14 protein-coding genes are annotated in these 16,209 nt (G+C 43.3%); all 14 read left to right on the plus strand.

Annotated elements, in window-relative coordinates; genetic code table 11:
• Positions 1-18: 18 nt before the first annotated feature.
• The 14 genes from DN068_RS02270 (at position 19) to DN068_RS02335 (ending at position 15,857) form a co-directional block, all read left to right on the plus strand.
• A complete protein-coding gene (locus DN068_RS02270; RefSeq protein WP_110997263.1) occupies positions 19-1,272 on the plus strand; it encodes an erythromycin esterase family protein in 1,254 nt (417 codons plus the stop codon).
• 64 nt (positions 1,273-1,336) lie between these two features.
• Complete coding sequence (locus tag DN068_RS02275; RefSeq protein ID WP_165836256.1) at positions 1,337-2,641, plus strand: erythromycin esterase family protein; 1,305 nt, start codon at positions 1,337-1,339, stop codon at positions 2,639-2,641.
• A gap of 254 nt (positions 2,642-2,895) precedes the next feature.
• Positions 2,896-3,183, plus strand: coding sequence for a class I lanthipeptide (locus DN068_RS02280; RefSeq protein ID WP_110997265.1), 288 nt, complete (start codon positions 2,896-2,898; stop codon positions 3,181-3,183).
• Positions 3,184-3,284: 101 nt separating this feature from the next.
• Entirely contained in the window at positions 3,285-4,445 is a 1,161-nt protein-coding gene (locus DN068_RS02285; RefSeq protein ID WP_110997266.1) for a lanthionine synthetase LanC family protein, read from the plus strand.
• Positions 4,446-4,458: 13 nt separating this feature from the next.
• Positions 4,459-7,548, plus strand: coding sequence for a lantibiotic dehydratase (locus DN068_RS02290; RefSeq protein WP_165836257.1), 3,090 nt, complete (start codon positions 4,459-4,461; stop codon positions 7,546-7,548).
• 26 nt (positions 7,549-7,574) lie between these two features.
• A complete protein-coding gene (locus DN068_RS02295) occupies positions 7,575-9,836 on the plus strand; it encodes a peptidase domain-containing ABC transporter (protein WP_110997268.1) in 2,262 nt (753 codons plus the stop codon).
• 6 nt (positions 9,837-9,842) lie between these two features.
• Positions 9,843-11,207, plus strand: coding sequence for an HlyD family secretion protein (locus DN068_RS02300; protein WP_110997269.1), 1,365 nt, complete (start codon positions 9,843-9,845; stop codon positions 11,205-11,207).
• Positions 11,208-11,444: 237 nt separating this feature from the next.
• The gene (locus tag DN068_RS02305; protein WP_110997270.1) at positions 11,445-11,699 is read left to right on the plus strand and encodes an acyl carrier protein; all 255 of its coding nucleotides are present in this window, start codon (positions 11,445-11,447) and stop codon (positions 11,697-11,699) included.
• Complete coding sequence (locus DN068_RS02310; RefSeq protein WP_110997271.1) at positions 11,692-12,591, plus strand: LpxL/LpxP family acyltransferase; 900 nt, start codon at positions 11,692-11,694, stop codon at positions 12,589-12,591. The genes DN068_RS02305 and DN068_RS02310 overlap by 8 nt, the downstream gene beginning before the upstream one ends.
• Positions 12,578-12,991, plus strand: a complete 414-nt coding sequence (locus DN068_RS02315; protein WP_110997272.1) for a 3-hydroxyacyl-ACP dehydratase — start codon at positions 12,578-12,580, stop codon at positions 12,989-12,991. Before DN068_RS02310 ends, DN068_RS02315 begins: the two co-directional genes overlap by 14 nt.
• Before the next feature lie 14 nt (positions 12,992-13,005).
• Positions 13,006-13,638 (plus strand): hypothetical protein, encoded by a 633-nt coding sequence (locus DN068_RS02320; protein ID WP_110997273.1) that lies wholly within the window; start codon positions 13,006-13,008, stop codon positions 13,636-13,638.
• 73 nt (positions 13,639-13,711) lie between these two features.
• Positions 13,712-14,131 carry a hypothetical protein gene (locus DN068_RS02325; protein WP_110997274.1) on the plus strand — a complete coding sequence of 140 codons (420 nt, stop codon included), beginning with the start codon at positions 13,712-13,714 and terminating at the stop codon, positions 14,129-14,131.
• 167 nt (positions 14,132-14,298) lie between these two features.
• Positions 14,299-14,727: an acyl-CoA thioesterase gene (locus DN068_RS02330; RefSeq protein WP_110997275.1), complete on the plus strand. Its 429-nt coding sequence runs from the start codon at positions 14,299-14,301 to the stop codon at positions 14,725-14,727.
• Positions 14,709-15,857, plus strand: a complete 1,149-nt coding sequence (locus DN068_RS02335) for a beta-ketoacyl-[acyl-carrier-protein] synthase family protein (protein ID WP_165836258.1) — start codon at positions 14,709-14,711, stop codon at positions 15,855-15,857. Before DN068_RS02330 ends, DN068_RS02335 begins: the two co-directional genes overlap by 19 nt.
• The last annotated feature ends 352 nt before the right edge of the window (positions 15,858-16,209 follow it).

Below are 16,209 nucleotides of genomic sequence, written 5' to 3' on the forward strand. Positions count from 1 at the left end.
TTTTATTAATTGCCTGTTATGCTGTTTCGGTATTTTACTGCATTATTAGCCTTTGTTTCGTTCGCTTATATTTCTTCTGGAAAAGAGTCTGACAGCGCTTTTCAGGAAAAGAGTTTCGATATGCGCAGCGTCAAGAATCTTGAGTATTTTTATGAGATTGCTGATGGTAAACGGATTATTTTTTTAGGGGAGGAAGACCACAAAATCTCGGAATTTAATCAGTTGAAAACCCAGATCGTCAGTTCCTATAAAGAAAAGAACGAGCGGGTGGTTTTACTTTTTGAATCTTATATAGACGCAGCATTTTTAGGTTTCAGAAATGGCGCCGCAAATTTTCAATGGGCCGACAGTACGCCCAAGATTATGCCAATCTGGGATAATACAGAAAACCTGGATCTTTTGAAGGAACCGGCCGAAGGACATTCTTTTTTAATTGGCGGAATAGATCCCCAGGATAACAGTTCCGTTTTTTACAAGACCTATCAGCAAACGCCTTTCTACAAGCATTTTAAAACAAACCATTTTTGGAATGACAGCTTAAACAATCGGTTGTTGTACCTCGATTCTATACGTTTTGTATTGCAGCGCCAGCGATCCATAGTTTTGGACGAAAATTGGAAAGCGAAGGACTCAAGCTCCAGTGCATTTCAAAACTTTATTTCCGATTGCAACAGATTGCTGCTCGATTATGGCCAGCTAGTCAAGCGCCTTCCGCAAGGACATACCGCAAATGAGCAGATTGACAGGGTGCTTGTTCAAAACCTTCCTTGGGACATCGAGGTCTCACTCAATCCGCTTATTTATGATGCACTTAGAAATAAGATGATGGCGGCTAACCTGAACTATCTGGCCGATAGCGTATTTGCTGGCTGGAAAATTATCGTCTGGGCCCATGATCTACATGTAATGAAAAGAGATCAGGATGAGCGGGTGAAGCAGTCCATATGCGTTTACTTGCCTAAATCGGTTATGGACCAGTCTACAGTATTTCTTTTTAATACCAATTGCCATATTAAAAACAATGGCGAAAGGATAGAAAAAATGGGCATTGCCAGCTCTGCTACAATTCATCAGTATCTGGCGGCGGGCAACGAGAGCTGTTTTTTTTCTTACCTGACAGATAAATCGCTGTGGTCAAAACAATTTAAACGCTATTACTGGGAACGATACACACACGCGTGTCATTATAGGCCAGCGGAACTTTGCGATGGTATTTTTTATATCAAGGACACGCATACTTCCCATTTTCTGGATAAGTATATGCACGAATAAAAATTAAGCAGTGCGGACTTAATTAGACTGTTCAACGATCGCAAATACCATGAATTTGAAAACTATGTCAATTAAACATTTTACTGTATTGCTGCTGTTGCTTGCCGGTGCTGGTTATTCTTTTGGAAACACAATAGACAGCAGTACCACACAAACAGAACAGATGGATATCGGGCAGATCAAAAACAGCAACTATTTTTATCAGATAGCAGACCAAAAGCGAGTTGTTTTTTTGGGCGAAGAAGATCACAAGGTTGCAGAGTTTAACCAGCTGAAAACCCAGATTATTAATAACTACCGGGCCAGAGAACCACGGGTGCTATTATTGTTCGAATCGGCTGTGGATGCCGCATTCTACGGTTTTAGAGATAATATGAATAGTTTTTTATGGCCTGATAGCAGCACCAAAATTTTTCCACTTTGGATAAATGCGGAGACTGAGGATTTGCTGATACCTTCCCAGCCCGGACATTCTTTTCTGATTGGGGGAATAGACCCGCAGCATCTGGATGATTTTTATGAAGACTATCAGAAGACCTCGTTTTTTCGTCATTTTCAATCAAGTCATTTTTGGAGCGATAGTTTTAATAATCGATTGTTGCAGTTGGATGCGATCCGCTTTAGTCTAATTAAGAAGAGGGGGTCCTTGTACACACTTACGAAAAAGGCGACGATAGCGCCCAAAGAAGATAGCCTGGCCGCTTTCAAAAACTATACATCGGATTGTAAACAGCTATTGGCTGACTACAAACGGCTTTTAGAAAACCTTCCGGTTGCAAATACCGTAAACGAAAAAATTGATCGACTGGTTGTACTAAACCGGCCGTGGGAAATAGAAGTTTCGATAGCGATGGCGGACTATTCCCGGTCAAGAAATGAAATGATGGCGCGCAATCTGACTTATCTGGCTGATAGTGTATTCGCTGACTGGAAAATTATTGTGTGGGCGCATGACGGGCACGTTTTAAAGCAGACATTGCATGATCCGATAACGGAAGTAAAAGCTACTATCGGAACTTATTTGTCTAAATCATTTATGGATGAATCTGCCGTATTTCTGCTGAAGACAAACCGGCATATACTGAACGATGGAACAGCGCTGAATAAGACAAAAATTGCATCGTCTGAAACGGTGCATCAATATATGGCTGCGGGTAACGAAAATCAATTCTTTTCCCCAATTATAGATGCATCGTTGTGGTCAAAACAATTTAAACGCTGTTATTGGGATACGAATATCTATAAATGCAATTACCGGTTAAGCGATGTCTGCGATGGCATCTTCTATCTCAAAGACACTCATACACCGCATTTTCAGAGCCGTTATATGCGGGAGCGAAGACCTGCCGACGGTAAAAAAGCTGATTAGTCCCTGCAAAAAGGCGATTCACATAAATCTGGCAACTGAGAAAAAAGAGTCGGCTACATTGCCAAAATATTTGCGGGTGCAGTTGCCAACGACGGAAAGCTTATGCTCGATCGACGTTCAATTGCGAAATGGTCTCATGATCAAACCGGGCATGAAGTGTTCCTGAATTTCCTTTGCAGCATGTAACGATTTGCAGTGGAATGTAAGCGCGCGCAATAATGCCAGCCGCCAGCTGTAATGGGCGACGCTTATAAATGCAAACAGCAACCGTGCCTGTACACGAAACAAATGGCAGCGCAGTTATGGCGACAAATAACATAATTGCTAAAAAAATAAAAGCAATGAAAAAAGTGAAAGTAGATGCGGCTAAGCTGCAATTGCACAAAGAGAAAATTTCAAATCTGACGAGTCAACAGATGGATGAAATTAAAGGTGGTGGTATCTTATGGAGCCTGATCGGCTGCTGCAAAAGCGTACCGCCGCCAGTACAATATAGCGATAAACCAGTAGTTGACAGCGATTGCATCTGCATTGGTCAATAAAATGGAACGGCTATAATTATTCAATTATAGCCGTTATTTCTCTTTTCAGACGTTGGTGCAGACACAGACATATTTTTTGAAACAGTTGCTATAAAACTCTTATGACTGAAAATATCCGGCAAATTCTTGCGCATATAAACGCTGATCTGGATGCTCATCCACTCACTGGTGCGGCTCTGATCGGGGACGGTGGCGGCATGGTCTTGTTTAAAACCCTGTACGCTACGCATTTTAATACCGAATACGAAAAGTTCGAGCAGGATATTAATGACCTGGTTCAGTATTCTTTTGACAGTCCAAGTCCCAATTTCTGTTATGGTAAAGCCGGTGTTCACTGGTTATTTCACTTCCTTTGTCACCGCCTGGACTTGATCGACGAAGCGCAGCTGGCCGATATTTGTATCGATCATGAAGCACTGGCCGGTTTATGTCTTTATGAAATGGCCAGAGGAAATTATGATGCGCTTTTTGGCGCCATCGGCGTAGCCAGAGGTCTTGTTTTTCCTTCTGTTGAGGGAAAAGAAACCCTGAATGAAAAAATCCTTACCACGCTGCTTGCTAACAACGATGGTGTTTCCAATATGAGCTGTTCATTTGATTTTAAAACTTATGTTCAGGAACCTGATATCGTTGATCTTGGCCTGGCTCACGGCCTGGCTTCTATTTTAAAATACAGCCTGGAATGTTATACCGCAAATATCGCCACAGATAAGGCGCGTATGCTGGCTGCCAACATCGTAACTTTTTTAAAATCTCAGGTAAATACAGCAGGTAAATATACGTTCGGATACGAAGTCGTCGCCGGGGAACCTCTCAAAAATGGTGGCCGGCTGGCCTGGTGTTACAGCGATCTTAGCACCGCCTACATTCTGTTGCAATACGGTCGGCTGTTTCACGATGAAGAAATCACCAACTGGGCCGTAACGATTATCAGACAGTGCAGCGAAATGACTGCTTCCGACGATACTACGCTCAAAGACGCTTGTTTTTGCCATGGCTCTGCAGGAATTGCTTATTTATTTATGAAAGCAAATCAGATTCATCCTTGCACCGAATTTAAAAATGCTGCCGACTACTGGATAGGCCAGACAGTTGCTGCAGCGGTTCCGGGTGAAGGCCTGGGCGGATACACCATGTATACCAAAGAAGATGGCTTTATCGCCAAGCCAAGCTTGCTGGAAGGTTCTACAGGCGTAGGACTGGTATTGCTTTCTTATCTCACAGGCGATTATTCCTGGGATTACTGTGTGATGCTCCAATAGTAAAAATACAATGATGACTGAGAAGATTATTTTCCGTACGCCACTCCATCCTTTCACCAAAGCATACGAAACAACTGAAAGTTTAAAGAGCTCATTTAATTCAGGCCTTTATCTTTCGTCTAAAGCGCTGTATGGTGAATATCTGCGAATAGACAGTCTGCCGAAGGTACAACAGCAGAAACTCCGGCAGAGTATAGCCAAATATCAACTGCGCGCCTGTGCACGAGCTACGCCTTATGCAAGTTTTGCGGGATTGTCGCTCGCGGAAGTTCAGGCAGGAGATACTAGCCTTGTTTTAGCATCAGAAGAAAATCATTTTACTGCATTGCGAATGGATATGAATCTGGTTTCGCATATTATTGGCGCTTTACAAAGCCTGCCAGAGATATTGGTGCAGCTTTCTTTTACGGTCAATAACAGTCTTTATGCAGTAGCCGGCGGTTATCGTTATGCAGAGTACAACTTGCAGCGTAGTACCAGGAAATATCAACTCATTAATCTGAATGCGACACCTTATTTAGATGCGATTATTCAGGCTGCCGCAACGCCGCAGTCTTTCCAATCGCTCACCTGGATCCTCCAGGAGCTTACAGGCGTGGATGAGACAGATGCACGGGAATACCTGCAACAGCTCATTGCTTCACAGGTTCTGATCTCAGCGCTGGAACCGGAGATCACCGGAGAAGATCCGTTTTCGCGGTTGTTGTTTAAACTGGAAAATATCAACGGTGTGGAGGGGCTTCTGGCAAAATTAAAGCAGCTACAATTGCTTTTTCAGGTCCGGTCGGTTGATGTAACTCACCTGGAAAATATCAACGCAGCGGTGGCCGATTTAGGGTTGAACTTGTCTGGCCTCGACGATATTGTTCAGGCTGATGTTTTTTTATCAACTCGATCCGCACAATTTAGCAAAGAACTTTACGACGCAATTGTGCAGCAGGTAGAGGCATTATCGCCAATGGCGAATCTGGGAAAACACCCCGAGCTCGAAGATTTTAAAACACAGTTTTTATCACGTTACGAAGACCAGCTTATTCCACTAGCTATCGCTTTGGATGCAGATCTCGGCATAGGTTATAGTGCAGTAAAGGATGAGCTTTCAGCCGGTACGCCGCTTATAGATGAATTACCAGTGAGCAGGCCAGCTGGCGCCCAAACAGTAGAGTTGAATCTGCTGACTGCTTTTTCGCTTCGTAAATACGAAGATTGGCAAAAGAACGGAGCTGCAGCGATTGAAATCACAGATGAAGATCTAAAACTTTTTACAGACAGTAATAAACACATCCGCATTGCGCAAAGCCGCGCGATTCTTGGTAGCCTGTATAAAAAAGAGGACCAACTGAATGGGCAGCATTTTATGCTCGATTTGGTAACCGCCGCCGGCCCATCTGCGGGCAACTTATTAGGGCGGTTTGCTTATGCCGATTCGGAGATTTGCGACTTCACCCGCAGTCTGCTTTTGGCGGAGGAGCAACAAGACCCTGATGTGATTTTTGCAGAAATAGCGCATTTGCCACAGGCCCGCATTGGCAATATTATTTTGCGACCGTTGTTGAGGGCATTTGAAATTCCTTATGTTGGTCTGAGCAGTGCCAGCGAAGAGAACCAGATTAAACTGGGAGATCTATGGGTGAAAGTGGAAGGCGGCGAAATTGTTTTATGGAGCAAAAAAAATAACAAGCGGGTGATACCGCGACTTACTACCGCACATAATTATAACTTTCAAAGTCTGCCGGTATATAAATTTCTCTGCGATCTGCAGATGCAGGGGTTCGCATTTCCTGCGGCGTGGAGCTGGGGCTTGCTTGATTCTAAGAAATATCTGCCCAGGGTTATGTATAAAAACATAATACTGCGCAAAGCCCGTTGGATTGCAGATAGCGCCGATCTGAAAAATCTGCCGGGAGACCCGGTTGTACTAACTGCAACAGTATTGCAATGGCAAAAAGAACAGAACATTCCCGATAAAGTAGTTTTCGCGGAAGGGGATAATGAACTGCTAATTGATTTTCGTGAACCGCTGGGGCGTGAATTGTTCTTACACTATCTCGCAAAATACAAACGTATTAAACTCGGAGAGTTTTTATTTACAGAGGAAAACGCCGTGGTGCATGATGAGCAGGGCGCACCTTATGTGAATGAAATTATTATCCCGCTGAGTAGGCCTTCTGCAGCCAACTATAAGACAAACATCCGTCAGGATAAAGTGTCTGTAAAGCGAACCTTTTTGCCCGGCAGTGAATGGGTGTACTATAAAATATACAGCGGTACCAAAACCGCGGAGCTATTGCTAAAAGAATACATTTTGCCTTTTGTGGAAGAAGGCGTTGAAAACAATTGGTTCGAACAATTTTTCTTTATTCGCTATCGTGATGAATCGGCGCATATCAGGCTCCGGTTTTTAGTAGTGGATGCAACAAAAAGACAGGCGTTACAAGAAGCGTTATTCAACATTGTTGCACCATTGCAGGACGAAGGGCTGATACAAAAAATAGTGTGCGATACTTATGTTCGGGAGTTGGAGCGGTATGGTGGCGACTACATAGTGCAGGCAGAACAATTATTTCATAATGACAGCCTGTGTGTTTTAAGGTTTTTAGCACTTCTCGATGGCGAAGATGCAGAGCGATATCGGATGCTTTTTGGGCTGAGGGGAATCGACATGTTCCTGAATGATTTTGGTCTTTCAGTTTTTGAAAAACAGCAGCTGCTTTCCAATATGCAGAAGGCTTTCTATGAAGAGCACGGCGGTCATGCCTCGTTGCAAAAAGTTCTGAATGAAAAGTATCGCCAGCATCAGAAGGATATATTTGCGCATATGAACAACGAACTGGATGTTTTCAATCAAGTAGACGACGCGGTAGCCGTTTTTCAAATGCGGTCCGAAATGAATGCGCCCATTATCGAAACACTTATAGGCAATGTTGTCAAGAAGCAATGGTTAAGTTGGTTGCCCAGCTATATTCATATGTACATGAATCGGCTGTTTGTGGCGCAACAACGAAAGTATGAACTGGCGGTATACCATTTCCTCGAAAAATATTATTCGTCGCAGTTGGCGATTCAAAAATCGAAATCACAAATTGCCGCCGCAACAGTTTAATTATCTAATTATAACCTATAGCTAAGATGTCTTTTCCTTTTTTCAAGCAACATGATGCAATGGATTGCGGGCCTACGTGCCTGCGCATGATTGCGAAGTACTATGGTAAAGACATCAGTATTACCAAACTCCGTGAATCGGCCAATATTAGCCGGGAAGGGGTTTCCTTGCTGGGGATTAGTCAGGCAGCAGAAAAATTTGGCTTTAATACAATCGGTTCCCGCGTCAGTTTTGATCAATTGGACGACGATGCTTTATTGCCTTGTATTTTGCATTGGCGGCAGAATCATTTTGTGGTGCTCCCACCACAGAATTACAGCAGAAAAAACAAAGGTGAAAAAATTCTGATTGCAGATCCGGCTGAGGGATTGGTACGGGTCGATAAGAGAACATTTCTTGAAGCCTGGCAGGGGCGCAATAATGAGGGGCTGATTCTGGAACTGGAACCTACAGAGGCCTTTTACGACCTGGAAGAAGAAAAGAGCAAAGGCATTTCCTGGAGCTTATTGTTTTTTCAGATCCGGAAACACCGTCAGTATTTTTTTCAGGTTTTTTTAGGGTTGCTGGTGGGCAGTCTGTTGCAGCTGATCTTTCCTTTTCTTACCCAGAGTATCGTTGATACTGGTATCAATACGCACAACCTGCAGTTTATCTATATTGTGCTGGCCGCACAGTTCATGCTTTTTATTGCAAAAAATGCGGTGGAGTTTATCCGTAGCCGTTTACTGCTTTTTATCAGCACAAGAGTCAATGCCTCGTTGCTGACCGGATTTTGGTATAAGCTCATGAAATTGCCGCTTTCTTATTTTGATACCAAACTGACCGGCGATATTCAGCAAAGATTGCAAGACCAGCAGCAGATTGAAAATTTCCTGACGGGCAGCAGTTTGTCGGTGCTTTTTTCGGTGATTAATCTCTTTGTGTTCTCCATCGTTTTATTCATATACAGTCTTCCTGTGTTCGGTATTTTTGTCGCGGGCAGCCTTTTGTACTTTTTATGGGTAAAGCTGTTTATGGTTCGCCGGCGAGAACTTAACTACAAGCGGTTTTCTATAGCTAGCAAAGAACATACCAGTACTACGCAGCTCATTTTGGGCATGCAGGAAATCAAGCTCAATAATGCCGAACGTTTTTTTCGCTGGGATTGGCAACATCTGCAGGCGAGGTTGTTTCAACTGAGTTTTAAAAATCTTTCGCTCAACCAGTATCAGCAGGCAGGTGCGTTATTTATTAACGAAGGGAAAAATATTCTAATTACGTTTTTTGTTGCCAAACTGGTGCTGGACGGGCAACTGACCCTCGGCACTATGCTGGCAATTCAGTACATTATAGGGCAACTGAACAGTCCAGTGGAACAGTTGATCGGCTTTACGCAGAATTACCAGGATGCGAAAATTGCCTTAGAGCGCTTAAGTGAAATTTATCAGGTACCGGATGAAGAACCTTCTGAAAGCGACCTGGTGAAAATCTTGCCGCAACAAAAAGCGATCCATTTGCAAAACCTCAATTTTGCTTACGCAGGCGCTTTGTCGGTTCCCGTTTTGAAAAATATTAATCTGACAATACCCGAGAAAAAAGTAACGGCAATTGTAGGTATGAGTGGCAGTGGCAAAACTACCTTGCTTAAATTATTGCTCAAATTTTATGATGAATATTCCGGCAATATTTCAATCGGAGGTAATAAATATCGCGAGATCAGCAGAGAAAATGGAAGTGTAAACGGCTTTGATAAAATTGAAAGTAGCGGCGCCGATCTGAAAACAATCAGTCATTCTTTCTGGCGTGACCATTGCGGATGTGTGATGCAGGACGGTTATATTTTTAATGATACCATTATGCGCAATATAGCCGTGGGGGAAGAAACACCCAATCGCGAACTATTGATATATGCCTGTCGCATCGCCAATATCCTTCCGTTTGTCGAATCACTTCCATTAGGGTTTAATACTAAAATAGGGATGGAGGGAAATGGCATCAGTCAGGGACAAAGACAACGGCTGCTGATTGCGCGGGCGGTTTATAAACAACCGGAATATATATTTTTCGACGAAGCTACTAATGCTTTGGACGCGAATAATGAACGTGTGATTATGGAAAATCTCAATCATTTTTTCAGCGGGAAAACTGTTGTGGTTGTAGCACATCGCTTGAGCACAGTAAAAAATGCAGACAGAATTGTGGTGTTACACGAAGGCGAAATTGTAGAGGAAGGAACGCACGAAACACTGGCCAACAACCGCGGTTATTATTATGAACTGGTAAAGAATCAACTGGAATTGGGAAATTAAAAGATTATGCCAGAGCAGATTTACAACCGTACGAACATAGATGAATTGCCTGCGGCGCATTTAATGAACGAGGAAGAAACCGCACCCGTCCTGGATGAGATTATTTCCAGCAAACCCGGATACCTGGTGCGCAAAGGAACAGCTATTATTATGGTGGTGCTTGGATTGCTGATTGCCGGCGCCGGTTTCATACATTATCCCGATGTGCTGGAAGGGGCAGTCATGGTTACTACCGATCCATTGCCTATCGAACTGAAAGCTCAGGCTAGTGGCAGAGTAGAGCGATTGTTTATTCATGAAAATGATCTTGTCGCGAAAAACACTGTTATAGCAGAGATAGAAAATAATACCGGGTTGCAGAATATTCAGATATTGGAAGAGCGAATTGACAGTATTCTTTCCGCATTACAACAAAATGATCTGATTGTACTGAATCGTTTTACAATAGAGAATCTGCAATCGCTCGGTGACGGACAGACCGCTTATAATCAGTTGCTGCAAAATCTTTCAGCGTATTTGTTGGTGAAACAACAACATGTTTTTGGCAAAAGGATGGACAACATTCAATTACAAAATAGTCAGTATCAAAAACTGGCAGTTATTAATAAAGAGGAGACAGAGCTTATCAATAGTGAATTAAAGCAAGCGGCCGAACAGTTTAAGGCTAATGAGAAATTATACAATGAGAAAGTAATCAGCAGGCAGGAGTATTTTGATGAAGCAGCAAAATTGCGCCAGAAACAATTAAGCCTGGAGCAGCAAAAGCGAGGTAGGGTACAAAACAGCATTAATATTTCCGACAACAGTAAGCAGCTTTTTGAAATGACTTATAACAAAGAGGAAAAAGAAAATACGCTGATACTGGGAATACGGGAACAAATACGCAATCTCCAGAATTTTACGACAACGTGGCGCCGGCAGTTTTTGATCACTGCGCCATATTCCGGGAATATTTATTGGTTGAGACCTTTGCAGTCTAATGAATTGGTAAATGCTGGTGAAGCGCTCTTTTCAATTGTCCCCGATAAATTTCATTACCTGGCCTATGTACAACTTTCTGCCAATGGGCTTGGTAAAATAAAAAAGGCGCAAACGACACATTTGTTGCTGGATCATTTTCCGTACAATGAGTATGGATATTTGAAAGGAACAGTAACGTCTGTAAGTATGATACCACAAAGCCCCGGAACTACCCAGGAAGCAGGTGCGGCCACTTATCGCGCTATAGTGGCATTGCCCGACTCACTGGTAACAAGCTATCATAAAAAAATTCCATTTTCTCCGGAGATGTCTGGTACTGCGCGTATTATTACCAAAGACAGAAATCTGTTAGAGCGTCTTCTTTCTTTTTTGGCAAAGGTAGAGAAGTAAAACAGCGTGCTGCTTTTCTCCTCGCTGCACTATGATCTCTTTTGGCAGTTTAATTGTTTTAGAATGAGTATTTTATATTTTATTTTAACGACTTCTGCTTTATAGCGGTTCCGATTTCATAACCACATCCGAATTTTTTACCTTTGCGGTCCAAACACTGTTTACCCAATAGTGTTTTATTTAATTTAAAACGAGATCAGATAAGGTCCTGTGCGTTGATCTGATTGAAATTGGATTATGAACCAGAAAGAAATTATTGAACGAATTAATGCCCTGATGGTAGAAGATTTTGAAGTGGACGAAGCTGCCATCACGCCAGAAGCCAGCCTCAAAGAAACTTTAGAATTGGACAGCCTCGATTATATTGACCTGGTTGTTGCTATTGAACAGAATTTCGGCTTTAAAGTAAAACCGGAAGATTTTCAACAAATGCACACCATCCAGGATTTCTATAATTATGTAGCTAATCGCCTGGAAGTGGCCAATGCCTGATAAAAAGCAGTGGGAAGGCCGGTCCCGGGCATCCACCACCGGCTACGCCATTTTTGTGTGGCTGCTGGAGCACGGCGGCATCAAACCTGCCTATGCTTTACTGCATTTTGTTACCATCTATTATCGTTTGTTTGTACCGGCGGCCATTCGTCCGCTCCGGTATCTTTATCGCGAACGGTTACAATTTACCAAGGCCGAAACTAATCGATTAATCCGCCGAAATCTGCTCATTTTCGGACAGACACTGATCGATAAAATCATTGTGCTCGCGGGCATCAAAAATCCGCTCACATTTAGTCATCCGGGTATCGAATATCTGGAAGATATGGTGAAAGAAGGAAAAGGTGGATTGCTGGTTAGTGCGCACCTGGGCAACTGGGAAGTGGCTGGTCATATGCTGAAACGCCTGGAGTCAACCATCAATATTCTGATGTATGACGGTGAGGCTGAGCAGATCAAGGATTTTATGGAGCGTTTTGATGCGAAGCGTTCTTTCAATATTATTTACATCCGCGAAGACCTTTCGCATATTTACGAGATCAGCGCCGCTTTGCAGCGTAATGAATTTGTGTGTTTGCATGCCGATCGTTTCCGTCCGGGAAATCGTACGGTAAAACATTCATTTTTAGGTGTGGAAACCGAATTTCCGGTCGGGCCATTTGTCCTTGCGTCTAAGCTGAAAGCGCCGGTTTGTTTTGTATTTGCCTTTAAAGAAACTAATTTTCATTACAGTTTTTATGCGCCTTACGCTGCCAGAACCTATGAGGGCCGCGGCATGGAAGGCGCCACACGCATGCTGGAAGATTATGTGCAGTTGCTGGAGCAGGGATTGAAAGATCATCCGGAGCAATGGTTTAACTACTTTGAATTCTGGCCTAATGGATCAGCCTAAAATATTTGCTTATATACCGCAGCGCCCGCCTTTTGTAATGGTGGATGAATTGCTGCGTGCCGATGAACAGCTTTCGCAAACATCGTTCACAATCCGGGAAGGACATCTGTTTGTAGAAAATGGTGTTTTTACCGAACCTGGTCTCGTGGAAAACATGGCGCAGACGGCCGCCGCAGGAACAGGTTTTAAAGCTGCGCAGAAAGATGAACCAGCGCCTGTTGGTTTTATCGGTGCGCTGAAAGGCCTAAACATTAAGGAACTGCCCAAAGTAGGTGATACCATTACAACTGATATTTCTTTCTTGCATCAGGTAATGAATGCACATGTGGTCATCGGAAGGATTTATTGCGGCAAGCGCGAAATCGCGAGCTGCGAATTCAAGATATTTATCCAAACCTAAACAGAAACACAATCATGAAAAAACTGCTTGCCCTCCTTGTCGCCTGCGTGTTTAGTTTAAATCTTCGCGCCGAAACTAAAGCTGATATTTTTAATCAGCAAGTCGCCATTACGTGGCTTGGTCTTGATTTTTCCCAATTAGTATTTATCGGTTCTGCTACCCAATATCATGACGCAGGAACTGTTACTAATGATGATCTGCGTAATAAATATTTTCCAGGCTGGAATGACCTTGTCATCAAAGAAAAAGACAAATATAATATAGCGGATGCGGTGCATCGTACCGACGTAAGCTATGCGACGGAAATAACAGCCAAGGCCAATGCTAAAATTCCCGATCATGATTTCTTTAGTACGAATGAAAGCGATTTTCAGAAGCTCAATGAACAAAAGATTGGCGATTTGGTGAAGAAATATGACTTTCAGGGAAAGACTGGAATTGGTCTGATGTTTTTCGTGGATGGTATGAATAAATCTGCAGCAAAGGCGTCTGTGTGGGTGACGTTTGTGGACATGAAAACAAAAAAAGTTCTGCTTACTGAGCATGAAATTGAAAAGAGTGGTGGTTTTGGTTTTCGCAATTATTGGGCAAAGTCATTTTACAATGTCCTGATCACGATAAAGTCCAATTTCAAAAGCTGGGAATAATTTTCAGGGGTTGTAGTGGCGACCAGCGCTAATAACGTATCACTTACAACTAATAACTTATAACTAATTAGCAATGCCTTGTGTACTCTGGATTTCAGGAGATTTTAATACCGATACTTTAGCGGAATCAATTCGCCTGAAGCCGTATAAAAAAATTGAGAAGGGGGAAGTAATAACCACTAAAGATGGCCCGAAGAAATACGAACATGCACTTTGTGGCTTCGATGTGAGCAACAAAGATTTTACGGATTTTCAGGCAATGGTTGGTGATGCGGTGTCTTTCCTCGAAACAAATTTCAATAATCTGCAGGCGCTTGCCGAAATGCAGGGTATCACCGCCAGACTTGATTTTGGTTATTTCTCCACTTTTATGGATACCAAGATTGTAGCGCAATATGATACGATTCCATTTCAGCTTTCCCGCCTTGCCGGCAACCTGAGAATAGATATCGAACTTTCGCAGTACTGGCACGCACAGCCGTCACAAGGTTAATCCGTTAAATCGTTAATTGGTTAAATCAGGTGTTACCTTTTTTTGAAGATGGTAAAGGGGTAGATTGATAATTTGTTAATCCGCATTGCACCCAATTTCCCCTTTAACATTTTAACCAATTACCCGAGGCAAAAACGTATCTTGCCGCCTCAAAACGGCAGTGCAGCGTGCGAAAGACGTTAACTCATATTACAGAACAGGAAGTAAAATTCAGTGAAGCCGATCCGCTGGGCATCGTCTGGCACGGACATTTCATTCGTTATTTCGAGGATGGACGTGAGGCATTCGGTGAAGCTTACGGCCTCCGATACCTGGATCTGTACCGTCAGAATATCGTAGTGCCGATTGTAAATATCAACTGCGATTACAAGCGCATTCTGCGTTATGGCCACCGCATCCGTTTAGAAACAACGTACCATGATTCTCCCGCGGCCAAGCTCATTTTTCATTACGCAATTTTTGATGCGGTAAAAAATGAAAAAGTAGCAACCGGTAGTTCTGTGCAAGTGTTCATGGCGAAAGAAGATATGGAGTTGATGCTGACGATTCCGCCGTTTATGCAGGAATGGAAAGAGAAATGGCTGCACACAAAATGATTCCCGTTTATGCTATAGCAACGCACGCAGTTTCTGCGCTGGGTATTAATACCGAAAGCCATTGGCATGCGGTAACCGGCAATCGTACGGGTATTCGGCAGCATCATGATCAATCGCTTGCAGATGCACCTTTTTGGGGCGCTGTTATAGATCCGCAGCCCTGGCAGTTGGTTCATGCGCAAACCACGTCCTGGCCTCTGACTGCTTTTGAGAAAATGGCCGTTTATTCTGCATTGCACGCGCTGGAGCAATTGGAGCAAATCATTGATCTGAACGAAACGGTTTTTATTCTTTCTACCACTAAAGGCAATATTGAATTATTGGGCGAAGTGCCTGATGAAAAAATCGGACTGATGCACAGTGCGGAAGCGGTTTCTAAAGCACTGGCTATTCCGGCCAAACCGGTAGTGATTTCACATGCCTGTGTGTCGGGCGTAGTGGCTTTACAATATGCACAAGCTTTGTTGCAGTCAGGCAAATACAAAAACGCAATCGTAACCGGTTGTGATCGTTTTTCGAAATTTGTACTCAGCGGTTTCCAGTCATTTCATGCCGTTGCAGACGGACCTTGCAAACCTTTTGATGTGGCGCGTTCTGGTATTAATCTCGGCGAAGCTGCAGCCACAATAGTTTTGAGCACCGAACTGCACAACGAACCGTTGGCGCAATTGCTTTCCGGTGCTACCTCCAATGATGCCAATCATATTTCAGGGCCTTCGCGTACTGGTGAAGAACTGGGTTTGGCAATCAGCAAAGCCTTGTCACTGGCAGGTTTACAATCTTCAGATATCGATATGATTTCTGCACACGGTACTGCGACGCTTTACAATGATGAAATGGAATCAAAAGCATTTGATATGCTGGGTATGAACAATGTTCCGTTGCATAGTTTAAAAGGCTTTGTAGGACACACTCTGGGTGCCGCAGGTGTGCTGGAAAGCGTAATGATTATCGAGAGTCTGCGTCACCAGCAATTGATTCCTTCCGCCGGATTTGAAAATCTTGGTGTGCCAAAATCCCTCAACATTACACGAAGCGCAACAAATGCGAAGATTAACTATGCTTTGAAAACGGCTTCTGGTTTTGGTGGCTGTAATGCTACTGCTGTCTGGAAGGCCGCTGATCTCTAGCTTTTAACTTCGAACTTTGAACTTCAGAAGTAGGGTGTGCCCCTTCGGGTCGGGCTATCCGCTGCAAGTCCTCGCTCCACGCCGTTTCGCTGCGGGCTTTCCGCTACTATCCCTCACACGTTTTCTGTGTATAGTCATATAGATCAATAGTTTTTTCGTACAAAATGTGTTAAGCGTCGTGCAATGCACTAAGCTGCGATTGCATTGCAATACGCGGGCCTTGCAATGTCTTATGCAAGTCGTACAATGCCTTATGCAAGTAGTACACTATCATACGCAAGTAGTACACTGTCATACGCAAGTAGTACACTGTCCTACGCAAGTAGTACACTGTCATACGCAAGTAGTGCAC

Origin of the sequence: Taibaiella soli, assembly GCF_003236175.1 — a bacterium.
Taxonomy (GTDB): domain Bacteria; phylum Bacteroidota; class Bacteroidia; order Chitinophagales; family Chitinophagaceae; genus QKTW01.